Here is a 14,461-nt window from a genome sequence, read left to right as displayed (position 1 = left end):
GAGCGTTTTCCAGGCTCCGCTCGCTGTAGGCGGTGAGCACAACTTCGCGGCGATAGATGGTGCGCAGCGAAGAGGGATAATTCCGATCTCGCAAAAACTCCAAGTGCCGCACGGTATCCAGTCGATCGGTGTGGCCAGGATTTCCGGCGACAAACACCAGCTCGTCGTCTGCAGCCCCCGATTTGCTCCAGGGCAGGTAATGCTCCACCTTCACAGGCTTGCCGTTTTCGTACACATGGAACAAACAAATATCCAAATCGAATCGCGGATATTCAAAGTTATCTGGGTCGCCGCCGAAGAAAGCAATTGCTTGTTCCGGCGCGAATGCCAGCCGCACGTCCGTATATTTTTTGTAGCGATACAAATGATACTCGCCGCCGTGATACAGCGTGATGACATCGCTACGCAAACCGGTGGCGTCGAGCGATTCTTTTTCAATGGTGTTCATCACGCCGCGGCGAGCCTTTTCCGCATCGGCGGCGTTCATGTCGGATTTTACCGCGGCGTTCACCCGTTTGGTGATGTCTTCCGTGCTGACTAACACATTTAACTCCAGATCAACGCACTTCAGCTCATCAGCGCGGGTTTTGGCTAAAAATCCTTTGGCCACTAAATCGCGATCCGGCGTGCTCAGCTTTTGTAGTGCATCGGCCCCGACGTGATGGTTCGTAATCACCAATCCCTCGGGCGACACAAACGCGCCGCTGCCGCCGCTATTGAACCGCACGGCAGATTGTTGAACGTTTTTCAGCCATTCTTCGCTCGGCTCGAAATTGTATTTTTCCTTAAGCAGCTTCTTGGGCGGATTGCTGAACAGCCACATTCCTTCGTCAGCATGCAAAGCTGTGGATGTCCGCGACATGGCGATTCCCAAACCTAACGAAATAAATCCGAGCAGTTTTAAATAGTTCATGGTGCCGAACTGAGTAAGAAAGTGTAAGTAAAACGGGTGAATGTTTCCTATCCGTCGTCGGAGCGACGCATGCCGACAATTGCCAAAGCGACAATCAATACGGCAAACACGATTACCGCAAACCAGTCCGAACCGGCAAAGGTTCCCGTAACCGAGTTTTTATAGTCTAGTTTCTTTGTAAGCCATGGGGAAAATTCCATGAAAGCCGCGGTAACGCCGGCCAGCGTTCCTCCAGCGATCAAACCGCTGGAAAGCAGCGTTCCGGGGCCGGTTTCGGCCTCGGCTAAAGCGGTTGCTTCGTCCGCAGCAGCCTTCTGTTTGCCCCGGACGCGCCACCGCCCAGTAAACCAGGCCAAAAGCCCCCCCATAAATATAGGTGATGTAAACCTCATGGGAATATAAACGCCGACCGCAAATGCCAGCGACGATTCGCCGCATAATTCAATTCCAACAGCCAACATGACGCCGATCAACACTAATCCCCAATTTAAGGTTCCTCCTAAAACGCCATTGATGATAATTCCCATCACTTCTGTTTTCGGAGCAGGGAATTTGAACTTTACGTCTTCGCCGTTGTCGCGTTGGGAAAGGCGCCCGGTGATTGCCGGGTCAACATACACTGCCGGACGACGATATTGATCGACGTAATATTTGCCGGGCAGAACATTCGGATTTTCGCCCGGTCTGACCCACCACACACGGTAATCCTTGTTGTCGTAGGTAACGTGTGTGCTGAGCGTATCATACTGTTGCGGCGACAACTGCACCTGCGGCAAATTCTGCGTGGTGTAAACCGTACCCTGTTCGTTCAGCAGCAACAATGTTACTCCAATCACCAGCGCGGAGGTGAGCGAACCGACGATGATTGCCCACTGTTGCCAATAGGGCGTGCCGCCGATCAAATAGCCGGTTTTTAAATCTTGCGAGGTCGTCCCGCCGTTCGATGCGGCAATGCACACCACGGCTGCAATCGAAAGCGCCAACACCGCCTCGGTGGGCGAGCGCATTCCCAGCGATGCAAAAATCAAGCACGTCAGGGCCAACGTGGCCACTGTCATACCGGAAATGGGGTTGGACGATGACCCAATTTCGCCCGTCAATCGTGATGACACCGTGACAAACAAAAAGCCAAAGCCCAAGACCAGCGCCGCTCCTAAAACCGCCGCCCACGGTTTCACTTCGGTCATTAAAATGCCGGCCAGCACAACCAACAATACCAGGCTGCCGACGACCACCGTCATCAGCGACATATCGTTTTCCGTGCGCCGCTTTCGTCCGCTGCCTCCCTTGGCGCCGCTGAGGCCACGCATGCCTGCCATTGCCGACCGCACAATCACGGGCATGGTGCGGAACATACTAATAATGCCGGCTGCCGTGACGCAGCCGGCGCCAATGTAACGCAGATAATTTTCTTGAATATCCGCAAGATCCATCTGCGAAATCTGCTTCGCCGCCGGCGCAATCAGGCCGGGAACCTTGTCGCCAAAAAGAGCAATCGCAGGCACAATCACTAAATTGCCAATCACCGCGCCGGCCATCATCACCGACGAGGTTTTCATACCAATAATGTATCCCACGCCCAGCAATTCAGGAGCCAAGTCAGTCGAAATCGCGGCTACCCGATTAAAGTTATTTTTGAAGCTCACGCTTATCGTTTCGTGCAAGATGTTCATCGCTTCTGTCAAGAACTTTTGCACGAACGCCAGGAAAAAGCCCACGAACACCAACCGTCCGCTGGCGCCGCCTTGATCACCGGAAATCAAAACCTGAGCGCAAGCAGTACCTTCGGGATACAGCAGCTCTTTGTGCATGCGGACAATGAATGCTCGCCGCAGTGGAATCATCATCAGAATGCCGAGCAACCCGCCGAGAATCGAAACTACCATCACCCGGCCAATGGTCATGTCGAACCCCAGCAGCATCAATGCCGGCATGGTCACTCCCACGCCAAAGGCGATCGATTCGCCAGCCGATCCGGTCGTTTGAACGATGTTGTTTTCCAAAATGGTCGCTGGCCGGAAACGAAACACTTTGGCCAACCCGCGAAACACCGTAATCGACAACACAGCCACTGGAATCGAAGCCGATACCGTCATGCCGACCTTCAACACGAGGTACAGCGACGAGGCTCCGAACACAATTCCCAACACCGCTCCCAACAAAACCGCCGACCAGGTGAACTCGGGCAGTTTGGCGTCATCGGGAACGTATGGCTTGATTCCATTCACATCGCCGCTGTCGGTCCGAGATGCCGGCGGTTGCGGGCGCTGCTCGTCGGGGCGCCGGCGAAGAGGAGGCTGTTCTGGTGCTGCCATGCGCGCAAGCCTCTAGTTTTTAAGGGAATGTGGGTGAACACCGCATTCGGCAACAGACCATCCGTCGCCATCCATTGCGAACTGCTAAGTTGACTTCCCTTGCCCAGTTTTGCAAGGGCTTTTTCCTGCCAAATTCAGGCGGCAGGGAATTGAAGAGAGGCTTGAGGCGGCGGAATTCGCGCGCTCATTGGGTGGACAGACCGATTTTGCACCTGTGGCACGTCGCCCAAAAAGGCAACCTTTACCGCCCGAGCAATCAGAAGCGAAAGGACGCCGCCCATCGGTCCGATAGGCGGCGTCTAACATCACTGTCCCGCTTACTCGGAAATCAAGTTGATGCAGTCGGCGTTTGTGTCGGAGTAAAACTAAACATTCACTCCAGAGAGCAAGCCGTTGGCATCGGCCAACACAGCATCGACCAAATTGGTCGCCGTGCTTAGCACCGAGTTGACGCCGGGCAGCGTCAAGTTGGCTGTGGCGTTGATCTTCACTTTGACTCCGATATCCGCCCCTGCAGCAGAAGCATTTGCTGCCGCGCTGGTGTAAGCGCCAACATTCGCTCCGGCGGCGCCGGCATTTACCTGACCACTGGCGCCCAAGTTTCCGGCCGCATATACGCTGCCTAAGGTTCCCAGCAATCCGCCAACTAATCCTGAGGTTGGAACGCTTCGATTTTCCAACTGCTCGAACGATCCCATGCGTGTGTTTAGAAAATTGCGTGTCATAGCAAAGCTCCTTCCGCAAAAAACGTCCATGGGTGCTAAGTTCCTGTAATGTGCTTTAGGAACCGCACCGCCCCTAGTTCCTTAGCAGCCTCCATACGCAATCGGAATGCCCGCCGCGTTGCGGGCCAGAAATTTCACAAATAAAAAACAATGATTTTATTAACCAGATAAATTAGCGAAACCGCATATGACATGCGGCTGTTTATTCTTTGAACACGGTGATGCACAGGCATACACACCTGGCTCGAAACGCGACAGTTGATAGCAGACCTGAGATTTCTGTACGGGCCAGCTCGATACGCAGTGATTCCAGACCGTTCATCGCTGACACGCTCATTTCTGCGTTGTGTTGCGACGCCCAAGCATAGCGCGCAACAAATAACCGCGCTTGTCGCCAGCGCGCGGCATGGCATCGAGAAAACTTGGAAAAAAGTTTCCGGTGTCGTCGGCCCCTCAAGGGGTCGTGCGGGTTTGGTCAAATTGTGTGGAGCGCAGCCGTTTGGCGTATGCCCATTGCCAGCGGGGTCCGTCGTTTGCTGCTTTCCGAGCCAACGGTGAGCAGCGAACGCCAGGCTGCACGCAGCCCGGCTCTGACCTCGGACTTGTAACTACTGACAACGAACTACGACTCACGCTCCCGATCGATCGGCGTGCGGAATGCCTAACCGCCCATTAAAACGACCGTGTTACCGATCGGCCTGTCACGACCCCGGCGCTCGTTTTCTCCATGCGACGGTCCGTTGCAACGGCGAATCGCAGGCAGAGGCGCCCTTGTCGGGCCGACGAACTTGCGCAGTGGTCGGTGATCGGTAGTCAGTGAGCAGTGTGGAAAACTCCCGGACAATGACCGGGCTAACTGACCACTGTCCACAGATCACCGGCCACTACTGTTTTACCGGAGGACCAACTCCGCAAAGGCACGCACTGCAGGCGCTACATCGTTTCGGTCCCGTTCCGATGTAACAGTGACTGAGCAACCATCTCAGCTTGTAAGCCTGTTGTCATGGGCCAGTTCCTAGGTTAACCGTGAAGAGCGGCAATTAGCCACTAGCAATTGGCAACCCGCCAACCAGCATGCAAGGGCCTTGTCGGCAGGTCGCAGATCGCTAGCCGCTGTTCGCCGTGCTTCTACCCATCGAGCAGTCGAACACGGAGATCATACATTCAATCCTTCATGTACTGTGCGCAGCATAACAAACGGGTGGCCCAAAAATGGGGAAAAATCTTTCCAAATACATGCAGTAGGGAAAAAATTTTTCCAAAGCCCGCTCAGGCTCGCTGCTGAAGCGGACTCACAAACCCAGTTCTGGCATGGCCCGATGCATCCCGTTGGGCGAACGGGCTACACAGGCTGCCGGGTGTCTGGTGGGATACAGCGGCCCGCCATGCCCCATAAATTAGGTCGTAGGCAAACGGCTCAAAAACCGGAGCCACGCGCTGGGGGAAATAACAGGGGAGAATCGCAAATCGTGCAGCGATCGGGCATGGTGAAGGATTTCAAAAAAAATGTCATATTTATCACAAAATGATTGCAATCGGCTTTGGGCCGTGCCATAATCGCAATTACGGGACAAGAAGTGGCCAACGATTGCGAAGTTATCTATTCGCAGCCGTTGAGGATGTCGTTCCAGCGGAGTTCGCCGGGGGAGAACCAGTGATCAGCGTTCCGGCGGCTGAACATCCCGCATTCTTATCCTGGAGGAAAGGCTTATGTCTACGCAGCACCGATTGATGGCGTTTGTATGTGTCGTGGTTTCGTTGGGCTTGGCCAAAGTTAGTCAGGCACAAGTTGTCTTCGGTAATTTTGAAGACGGATTAACGGACGGCTTCGGCACCGGCACCAACTCCGGTGTGACAGCTAACACTTTTGCCAGCCCGACCGCCGGCGCCGTCATTACACCCGGCAGCGGCAGCGACCTTACCAAAGTGCTTGACCTAACTGCCTCCGGTTTCAACGGCGGTCTCAGCAGTGGCGCCGACCTCGCCTACGATTTTGTGACCAACGGTCTGGCTTCCCAGTTTCTGGCCAACGACATCCTTACCTTCTCCTGGGAAGTCCCACCCAGCGCTACCGGCAGCGGATTTTCGCAGTTGTTTAACATTATTTTCAATGCCCCAGGCGCAGGTTTTCATAACGTCGGCGGCTCAGGCGGAGGCACCTTCGCTGGGGTGACTGTCACCGGTACCGTCAACCAGAACCCTCCCTACAATGGACAAGTTAACACGGTGTCGATCAATTACGACGCCTATAAGGCTGCCATCTCGGCAAGTCCCGGCTTCATCCAGTTAGAATTCCAGACCAACAACGGAGGTGGTGCACCCTCCGATATCTATTTCGACAATTTCACTCTGAGCGCGGTTCCCGAACCCGCCACGATTGTGTTGGCCGGACTGGGAATGGCCGCACTCGGGTTGATTGCCAAGCGGCGACGGAATGTTGCCTGAGGAATAATCAATTCGTTCGCAGCGGCATGACTGCAACATGCCCTGCGGAATAGTCGGTTCATTTTGAACGGCAAGTAAAAAAGCCATCGGGTTGCTGCGCAACGACGCACGCCGTTTTAAGTTGTATTTTGCTGAATTAGGGGGAACTGACATATCAAGAGAGGAACAGTATGTCACGCTCAGCTTGCTTTTGTCGTGGGGCCACCGCATTACTTCTTGTTCTAACATTTCTTTTTTCTGCCCAAGCCGTCCAGGCACAATTAGCGGTGATTGGAAATTGGGAGCAGGCCACGGACGGTGGCAATACTTTCACAAATACAGATTCCTGGCTCGATTGGGGCTCCAACAGCGGATACGCTGGTGGCCCAGCAGGAACCACGCTGCCGGGCTTGAATGGATCGCCCACCATTGGCAGCAGTCCCGTGTATAGCGCGAGCACTATTGGAGCAACATTAGGCTCTCAAAGCTTAGGATTGTCTTTTTCCGGATACGATCAAAACCTGGCGATCAAGCTGGAGTATGCCACGGACTTAAGCGGCAACAACGCCAAGAACGATTTCTTCAACGATCGGGCATTTGCCATCGACGTCACTTACGCAGCACAAAATCAAACCAGTGGATTTCAGCAGATTTATGATATCGGGCTCAACGGCCCGGGGACCGTTGTCAACAACAGTTTTACTTCCATCGGAGGCAATCCGGTGTCGAGCATTGGCGGAAAAAGCACAAACGTGTTCTACGGTGCTGGCCCTACCTCAGACTTCACTTACACGCTGGCGGTGGACTACAGTTCTTACCTGTCGCTGTTTACCTCCAATTCCTATGCAGAATTAATTTTTGCAACCAATTCCGATTCGCTGCACAACACGTTCTATTTCGACAATGCCCGCCTGTATACGCCGGGAGATATGAACAACGACGGACACGTAGATTCCACCGATATTGCGGCCATGGAGTTAGCGCTAACCAATCCCACGCTGTACCAGACCACGTACTTTAACAGCAACCCAAATTACACTACCTCCGACATGGGCTTAATTGGCGATGTCAATGGAGACGGCGTGTTCAACAATCTCGATGTTCAGGCCCTGCTCAATAAGCTGCTCTCTGGCGGCGGCAGCGTGGCGCCGGTGCCTGAGCCTGCTTCTCTGGCCTTACTGGTCTTGGCGATTCCTGCCTTATGGGCCGTAAAGAAAAAACGCCGCTAAAAAAAGACGGATTGGGCCGTTCCCGCCGTTGGGCATTCTTGATTTGCAACCGCTGCTTGCGAGCAAAAAGTGTCACGCACGAAATGCGTCACTTACTCGGCTTAATGTTTTAAACCTTCTATCGCCCGAACTATTTTTTCGGCGGGATCATCTGCAAGGTACAAGGATGGAAGGCCCTTGTTTAACGGAGCTTCATTGCGGTAAGAATATTCGTTCCCGGCAAGATCGTGATACTTCACGTTAATGTGAACATCATCGGTCAACTCGTCACATGGAGTGGTGCAGCGATAACTAATATCCATGTAAAATGGATTTGATTGATCAATGACTGGAACGTGTAGCGGAAAATCTGTTTCCAGACCATGGAGCATTCCCTTCAATGGCTCAATCATAACTTCCACATCCAGTGCTGGAGAATCTGTGACCGCCACTAATCCAATTTGTAATTGACCCAATGCATGTGGATTGATGCGGACCACGTGCACAATTTTGGGCACGGTCGTATACCTCTTAGACCATAACGCTTCAACAATGAAGTGCTGTGCAGGAACTGTGTGCCTGCCAGCCCGAATGTAATAGTGGCAGTCCGATGCCATATGCGGGGGAAAAGAACTTTCAGCAAACGACACTGCGATAATTGCATTGCTATCGTTTACCCTCCCTCTTCCTTCGACGTCAGTGAACAAATGTGTTTTACATTTGGGCGCGGGCTGTACCTTGTGAACTATTTGATCTACCCATTCTTTTACACACTGTCGGCCAATAGTCTTTCCGACGCCGCCATCTGCCATCCCGGTTTTGTTATCTAGTCCCCAGACAATGCACCCTCCACCTGAGTTTGAGAATCCCGACGCAGCACGATCTAGCTCCTGCTTGAATTCATCTGGATTCATCAAGCTACTTTTGAATTCGAACATTTCATCTTCAAAGGTAGGAATTTGCGAGATTGATAATGAATGAATATCAATTGCTTTCATTGGTTGCTCCAAGGCTCAATTGCGTCCACGGTTGGCGGTCGAGCGTGCGGTGATTCACTGCTTCGGAAAGGTGCGTGGGCGTGATGGCGTCGCTGCCTGCTAAATCGGCAATGGTGCGGAAGACGCGCAGCACTTGGCGATGAGTACCCGCGTGCGAACCGAACTGCTCGTTGAGCGTTCTTAATTCACAATTGGCGATTTACTCACCGGCGTGATTTTGCTGGTGCAGCGTTTGAAGCCGGGCATCAGAAAGGCTTCCACCGCTTCAATTTTCTCCGCCTCGACAATGTAGTAGATGACGTGCTCGGGAAATGCCCCGTAAATGGCCAGCAGCTTTACGCCTTCGGCCTTCGGGTTATAAAGAGTTTTCGAGCCGCCGTCATCTTTGGGGCACAGCTCGGGGGAGTGTGTTTGCGTGATGTGAAACAGCATTGTCGATCTCCTGGTTCTATAGATTGCCTGTTGGGTGGTCTAACTTCAAAACTCAATGGCACGCCTAGCTTTGGATGTCCAGGCCAATGCAAAACTTTGCGTCAGTATAGCTGCATCTCGCGATTCGTCGAATTACGTCCACAATTGGCGATCTAGCATGCGATAGTTGACGGCTTCGGAAAGATGAGTCGCGGTGATTTGCGCGCTTCCCTCAAGATCGGCAATGGTGCGGGAAACACGCAGCACCTTGTCGTGGGCGCGAGCCGAAAGGCCAAGTTCCATCATCGTGGTGCGCAGCAGATTGGCGCCAGCATCGTCCAGGCGGCAATGCTCGCGAATTTGGCGGTGGCTCATGTGGACATTCTGGCGGGTAGCGCTGCCTTTGAAGCGGCGCTGCTGCATCTGCCGAGCGGCGGTTACTTGCTGGCGCATGTCGGCGCTGGTGCTGCCTGGCACGGCGGAGGAAAGTTCTTTGTATGCCACGGCCGGCACCTCAATGTGAATATCAATGCGGTCGAGCAATGGGCCTGAGATTTTATTCATGTAGCGTTCGATTTGCGGCACGCTGCAGTGACAATCGCGGCGCGGATCGTTCCGGTAACCACAGGGGCACGGATTCAGCGCGGCAATCAGCATGAAGTTGGCCGGGAAGGTGGTGCTGTTCAGAGCGCGGCTAATGGTAACGTTGCCATCCTCCAGCGGTTGGCGCAGCACTTCCAACGTTTGGCGATTGAATTCCGGCAACTCGTCAAGAAACAAAACGCCGTTGTGGGAGAGCGAAATTTCGCCCGGCGTGGGAACCGTGCCGCCGCCGACTAACCCGGCGTTGCTAATGGTATGATGCGGCGCGCGATGCGGCCGTGTGGCCAACAGCGGCTGATTCGGTTTCAATAAGCCCATGACGCTGTAAATGCGCGTGGTTTCGATCGATTCCGCGGCGGTAAGCTGCGGCAAAATGGTGGGCACGCGCTTGGCGAGCATCGTTTTGCCGGAACCCGGCGGACCCAGCATCAGGAGGTTATGCCCGCCGGCGGCGGCAATGGTCATCGCGCGTTTGGCCATTTCTTGCCCGCGCACATCGGCAAAATCTAGCTCGTAGGCAGCGTATTGCTGGAACCATTCGTCCAGGCGCGGCGGAGTGGGTTCAATTTCAATCGAGCCGGCAAAAAACGCCGCAGCCTGAGCCAGGCTGGAAACGGGAATGACTTCGATGTTTTCCACCACGGCGGCTTCGGACGCGCTTTCGGCGGGCACAACAATGCCGCGCAAGCCGTTTTGTTGTGCAGCAGCCATCGCCATGGAAAGCGCCCCTTTCGTGCCGCGCGTAACGCCATCCAACGCCAGTTCGCCGACGACGGCATACTTTTTGAAAAGGTCAGATTGCAACTGCCCGCTGCCGGCCAAAATTCCCAACGAAATGGGCAGATCGAACGAAGCGGCATTTTTGGGCAGCTCGGCCGGTGCCAAGTTGATGACTATTTTATCTTGCGGCCGCATGAAGCCGCTGTTCACCATGGCCCGTTCCACCCGATGCGTGCTTTCTTTAACGGCCGCTTCGGGCAGGCCAACAAGAATGGTTTTCGGCAGCGCGCCGGGCGAGACATCGACTTCCACTTCCACCGGCAAGGCATCGATGCCCAACAACGAAAACGTATGCAACTTCGCGAGCATAATAGGCCCTGGAACATTCGCCGCGCAAGGCGCCTAACCTGGATACTGAACAGGTGTCCAAAGAACAGCCGCCATTGTTACGGGGCGGAAAGCGGTCTGCAAGTGGGGGGCGTAGAGATAGCCTGCCGCTTAGCCTTCGTCGCCGGCTTTCATCCAGGGAGTGATGGTGGGCATGTAGGAGTGGAGTTCGGCATCTTTGAAGTAGATGCCAATTTCACGCTGAGCGGCTTCCGGGCCATCGGACGCATGGACCAAATTCATTTGGCGGCTGGAACTGAAATCGCCCCGAATCGTGCCGGCCGGAGCCTTCAGGCCGCTGGTGGGCCCGAGCATGTCACGCACCACGCGGATGGCTTCCAAGCCTTCCACCACGGCCGCAATCACCGGGCCGCCGGTGATGAATTTTTCCAGCGCCGGATAAAAGGGCTTGCTGATGTGTTCGGCATAATGCTGCTTGGAAAGCTCAGGGGTAATTCGCAGCATTTTCAGCGCGATGACGTTTAACCCCTTATCTTCAAAGCGTGCCAGAATTCGGCCGGCCAGACGGCGCTGCACACAATCAGGCTTGAGCATGACGAAAGTGCGTTCCATAGTGGTAAAACTTCTCCGCAGTGTATTTGATTCTCGGGTGTGGACGGTAAAAGCCGGGATTTTAGAGAATTCGCGGCGAGGCGACAAGCGCTAGCTTTAAACCTATCAGGTATGTAGCCCTGCATCGTAAAAGCCCGCAGTCGACTGACATTGACCTACGAGGCGGCGTCCTCTACTCTTCCGCCGCCATGCTTTGTCGATTTACTCTTCTCTTCTCACTTCTGGCTTTGCTTGCAATTCCGGTGGGCGCCGCTTCGGCTGCCGATCCGCCTGCCAGCGCGCAACAGTTGGTAGTGCTGCGCAATGGCGAAGTTTTGTCGGGTGCAGTATCGCGACAAGGCGATCGTTACATAATCGCCAGTGCAGGAACTGAAATCCGTCTGGCCAGCCGCGATGTCGATTTTTTGTGCGAAACGCTCGACGAAGCGTATCAGGTGCAGCACAACCGCGAACTGGCGGGTCGCATTGACGACCGTCTGAATTTGGCCGAGTGGTGCCTGCGACAGAAATTGTTGGGATATGCCGCGCGCGAAATTGCCGCGGCCATGGAAATCGATGCAAAAAACCCACGCGTGGCGGTGCTCGATACGCGCATCCAGAGAGAGCTGCAGCCCGATGTGCCAAAAGCCGTCACAGCAAGCGATTCGACCAACAAGCAGCCACCTGTTTCCGCCGACGAATTGGAACGCATGGTGCGATCACTCCCGCCGACGACTGTCGAAACGTTTACGTCCACGATTCAGCCCATGCTGCTGAATTATTGCGCCACGGCCGGCTGCCACGGGCCGAGTTCACCGTCGTCGTTCACGTTGGTTCGCTCTCCCTATGAAAAGATCGCCACTCGACATTTGACGGAGCGAAATTTGTACAACACCATGCAGTGGATCGACCGCCAAGAGCCACTCGACAGTAAATTACTATCCGCCGCCCGGGAGCCTCACGGTCCAAACCAAGCGTCCGGCGCCACCGGAGTGGGCACGACCAAATACCAGGAATTGATGAACTGGGTCCTGCGCTCGTCCCCCACCGGCAATGCCAGGTTACAACCGAGATTGCCCGCGACCATGCCTGGTCCCGGATGGCCCCTGGGAGAGCCGCCTGTTTTGGCTTCCCCCTCGCCGACCGCCACGCTCATGCCGCCAGGAGGCTTGCCGCCAGCATTGGGTTTGTCGCCGGGAGCCGGGGCACAACAATCGTTCGGATTTCCAACGCAAACAGGCATGCCCGATATGGGAGTACCCCAACGAAACGGCATCTCGAAAATCCGCCGCGCGCCCAATACAGCGCCAGGCAACAGCGCGGCTGTTCCCAAAGGGGCAGCAACCGCGGGTGCAAATGCTAACGTGCCCCTGAGAACACCGGCTGCAGACCCCACCCTGGGGTCCTCGGCGGCACAGACTGCGCTTCCCCCCCGCGACGGCCAGTAATGATGCCGGTTGGCTTCACGTCATTTCTAACCGCGCCTCGCCGCACGAAATCGCTTCCAAAAAACGGTAATTACTGTCCAACTGATTTGGCAGTGTCGCCATTTCCGCCAGCGTGAACCAATGGATCGATTCCACTTCCGCCGGATTGGCTTGCGGCGCAGGGGAATCGTCCAGATCGGCCAGCCACCAAGCTAAGTGTACCCGCCATGGAGAAACGCTTTCCCAAATTCGACGCCGCGGCCGGATAACGCAATTTAGTTCTTCCTGTAATTCGCGGATCACAGCCTGCTGTTCGGTTTCGCCCGGTTCGATGCCGCCGCCGGGAAAGCAATACATGCCGGGCGCAATGACTTGCTGCGAGCGGCGAATTAAAAGCAGCCGATCGTCACGCACAATCACCGCCACCGCACCATGACGAACAATGGCGGATTCCTGATTATGCGGATCGTGTGACATACGCCATCGCGGCTGTTTTTCTGGAGCGAAGGTGCTTAATATCTCGACACGGTCATCTTCGCAACATTTGGTGGACGAAGGGCTTCCGGCATGTCATATTGAGAGATGGAGAGCTTGGCCCGGAAAGCTACAATTGCTTAATGAAATTGAACTTTCGGTCCGGCCCGGCGGGGCGATGATTATTGGTTATTTGACATAAATGCGGGGGAATGCGGCGATGAAAACGGCAGTTTCCGAATTAAAACTCTTGTGGATTGGGCTTGCCGGCGCTTGGTTGCTGTTCGCGCTGGTCGGATGTAGCGGCGACAAAGGCAACCCTGCGGCCGACAAAACTTCGGCTGGCAAGGGGGACGATGCTTCGCAGCCCGCTAATATAACTAGTGCGAAGACCGACAGCCAGTCAACGTCATCGCCGGGCGCAAGCACACCAGCGATGGCCGCCAGCACAGAAAAGAAGGTGCCGCCGCCAACGTTCGTCGGGGTCATGCCCTACGAAACTTTTTATCCCGACAAAAAAGTGAAGGTCCATCGCACCGTCAAACGGTATAGCGACGATTCATTCATCGATGACGGCCTTTACACGGAGTACTATCCCAACGGCCAGAAACTGCTGGAAGGAAATTACATCGATGGCAAGAAGGATGGGGCTTGGCATATGTGGTGGGACAACGGGCAGGAGGCCAAGGTGGAAAACTACGTGGCCGGCCAGCTTGACGGGCAGTGGACGGTGTACACCCCACAAGGCCTGAAAGACAGCGATGTGAGCTTCAAAGCTGGTAAGCGTGATGGCCGGTGGGTCACTTACGCGGCCGATGGGAAACAGCTTAAGGAACAAACCGATTATCATGAGGGCAAGCCGGATGGCGCCAGCGTTGCTTGGAACGCAGATGGAAAGAAAATCAGTGAAGTTCATTTTGCTCATGGCCAACTCGATGGCGTGCAGCAGCAATGGTTTCCTAATGGCCAATTGCAGGTGCAGAAGGAATTCAAAGGTGGCAAGCTAAATGGCAAGGCCATTCAATGGAACGATAAAGGAGAAAAACTGCAGGAACAGGATTTTGCTGACGGTAAACCAGTTAAGCAACCGGCTGCCAAAGGGGGTTAAATCCTGCGACTGAGCTTGGCAATTTGGGCGTCCGTTTGCACCCGCCCCTCCTTAGCCGTCGTTTAGTTCAAAATTTAGCGGACCCGAAGTTGGAAAATGGGCGTCGAATTATTCATGCCTTCGGGATAGAATTCTCACAGTCCGGTCCGCTTAGCCCGTCAGACATGAAGGATCCGAATGGAAAAAAATCAGCCGT

Annotated in this window: 13 protein-coding genes; 4 read left to right on the top strand and 9 right to left on the bottom strand. The window is 54.6% G+C overall.

Features of this window, described 5'->3' with window-relative positions:
* The 3 genes from VFE46_00205 to VFE46_00195 all read right to left on the bottom strand — a co-directional run.
* The coding region (locus VFE46_00205; GenBank protein HZZ26395.1) for a S46 family peptidase at positions 1-862 on the bottom strand (862 nt) is incomplete at its 3' end.
* 98 nt (positions 863-960) lie between these two features.
* Positions 961-3,228 (bottom strand): oligopeptide transporter, OPT family, encoded by a 2,268-nt coding sequence (locus VFE46_00200; GenBank protein HZZ26394.1) that lies wholly within the window; start codon positions 3,226-3,228, stop codon positions 961-963.
* Between the two features lie 365 nt (positions 3,229-3,593).
* Positions 3,594-3,953, bottom strand: a complete 360-nt coding sequence (locus VFE46_00195; protein HZZ26393.1) for a hypothetical protein — start codon at positions 3,951-3,953, stop codon at positions 3,594-3,596.
* Positions 3,954-5,663: 1,710 nt separating this feature from the next.
* Between VFE46_00195 and VFE46_00190 the strand changes: the two genes are divergently transcribed.
* Positions 5,664-6,398, top strand: coding sequence for a PEP-CTERM sorting domain-containing protein (locus VFE46_00190; protein ID HZZ26392.1), 735 nt, complete (start codon positions 5,664-5,666; stop codon positions 6,396-6,398).
* A gap of 170 nt (positions 6,399-6,568) precedes the next feature.
* Positions 6,569-7,606 carry a dockerin type I domain-containing protein gene (locus VFE46_00185; protein HZZ26391.1) on the top strand — a complete coding sequence of 346 codons (1,038 nt, stop codon included), beginning with the start codon at positions 6,569-6,571 and terminating at the stop codon, positions 7,604-7,606.
* Between the two features lie 101 nt (positions 7,607-7,707).
* Here the strand turns inward: VFE46_00185 and VFE46_00180 are convergent, their stop codons facing one another.
* The 5 genes from VFE46_00180 to ndk form a co-directional block, all read right to left on the bottom strand.
* The gene (locus tag VFE46_00180) at positions 7,708-8,583 is read right to left on the bottom strand and encodes an ATP-binding protein (protein ID HZZ26390.1); all 876 of its coding nucleotides are present in this window, start codon (positions 8,581-8,583) and stop codon (positions 7,708-7,710) included.
* Positions 8,570-8,782: a hypothetical protein gene (locus VFE46_00175; GenBank protein ID HZZ26389.1), complete on the bottom strand. Its 213-nt coding sequence runs from the start codon at positions 8,780-8,782 to the stop codon at positions 8,570-8,572. Before VFE46_00175 ends, VFE46_00180 begins: the two co-directional genes overlap by 14 nt.
* Entirely contained in the window at positions 8,764-9,015 is a 252-nt protein-coding gene (locus VFE46_00170; GenBank protein HZZ26388.1) for a hypothetical protein, read from the bottom strand. The genes VFE46_00175 and VFE46_00170 overlap by 19 nt, the downstream gene beginning before the upstream one ends.
* Before the next feature lie 132 nt (positions 9,016-9,147).
* Positions 9,148-10,686, bottom strand: a complete 1,539-nt coding sequence (locus VFE46_00165) for a YifB family Mg chelatase-like AAA ATPase (protein ID HZZ26387.1) — start codon at positions 10,684-10,686, stop codon at positions 9,148-9,150.
* Positions 10,687-10,815: 129 nt separating this feature from the next.
* Positions 10,816-11,277: a nucleoside-diphosphate kinase gene (ndk, locus tag VFE46_00160; GenBank protein HZZ26386.1), complete on the bottom strand. Its 462-nt coding sequence runs from the start codon at positions 11,275-11,277 to the stop codon at positions 10,816-10,818.
* 227 nt (positions 11,278-11,504) lie between these two features.
* On the opposite strand from ndk, the gene VFE46_00155 reads away from it, so the two are divergent.
* Positions 11,505-12,704, top strand: coding sequence for a hypothetical protein (locus VFE46_00155; protein HZZ26385.1), 1,200 nt, complete (start codon positions 11,505-11,507; stop codon positions 12,702-12,704).
* Positions 12,705-12,719: 15 nt separating this feature from the next.
* Here VFE46_00155 and VFE46_00150 read toward each other — a convergent pair whose 3' ends face one another.
* Positions 12,720-13,160 carry an NUDIX domain-containing protein gene (locus VFE46_00150; GenBank protein HZZ26384.1) on the bottom strand — a complete coding sequence of 147 codons (441 nt, stop codon included), beginning with the start codon at positions 13,158-13,160 and terminating at the stop codon, positions 12,720-12,722.
* A 217-nt stretch (positions 13,161-13,377) separates the two neighbouring features.
* Between VFE46_00150 and VFE46_00145 the strand changes: the two genes are divergently transcribed.
* Positions 13,378-14,265: a toxin-antitoxin system YwqK family antitoxin gene (locus VFE46_00145; protein ID HZZ26383.1), complete on the top strand. Its 888-nt coding sequence runs from the start codon at positions 13,378-13,380 to the stop codon at positions 14,263-14,265.
* Positions 14,266-14,461 lie beyond the last annotated feature (196 nt).

The sequence above is a fragment of the Pirellulales bacterium genome (assembly GCA_035656635.1).
GTDB lineage: Bacteria > Planctomycetota > Planctomycetia > Pirellulales > JADZDJ01 > DATJYL01.
The sequence above is the reverse complement of the archived record's forward strand: the minus strand, read 5'-3'. Positions and strand labels throughout refer to the sequence as shown.

Excerpts from the sequence above, each read along its gene's own strand:
- VFE46_00180 (HZZ26390.1), bottom strand. The coding sequence starts at position 8,583 with ATGAAAGCAATTGATATTCATTCATTATCAATCTCGCAAATTCCTACC.
- VFE46_00200 (HZZ26394.1), bottom strand. The coding sequence starts at position 3,228 with ATGGCAGCACCAGAACAGCCTCCTCTTCGCCGGCGCCCCGACGAGCAG.
- VFE46_00165 (HZZ26387.1), bottom strand. The coding sequence starts at position 10,686 with ATGCTCGCGAAGTTGCATACGTTTTCGTTGTTGGGCATCGATGCCTTG.
- VFE46_00185 (HZZ26391.1), top strand. The coding sequence starts at position 6,569 with ATGTCACGCTCAGCTTGCTTTTGTCGTGGGGCCACCGCATTACTTCTT.
- VFE46_00190 (HZZ26392.1), top strand. The coding sequence starts at position 5,664 with ATGTCTACGCAGCACCGATTGATGGCGTTTGTATGTGTCGTGGTTTCG.
- ndk (HZZ26386.1), bottom strand. The coding sequence starts at position 11,277 with ATGGAACGCACTTTCGTCATGCTCAAGCCTGATTGTGTGCAGCGCCGT.
- VFE46_00170 (HZZ26388.1), bottom strand. The coding sequence starts at position 9,015 with ATGCTGTTTCACATCACGCAAACACACTCCCCCGAGCTGTGCCCCAAA.
- VFE46_00145 (HZZ26383.1), top strand. The coding sequence starts at position 13,378 with ATGAAAACGGCAGTTTCCGAATTAAAACTCTTGTGGATTGGGCTTGCC.
- VFE46_00195 (HZZ26393.1), bottom strand. The coding sequence starts at position 3,953 with ATGACACGCAATTTTCTAAACACACGCATGGGATCGTTCGAGCAGTTG.
- VFE46_00150 (HZZ26384.1), bottom strand. The coding sequence starts at position 13,160 with ATGTCACACGATCCGCATAATCAGGAATCCGCCATTGTTCGTCATGGT.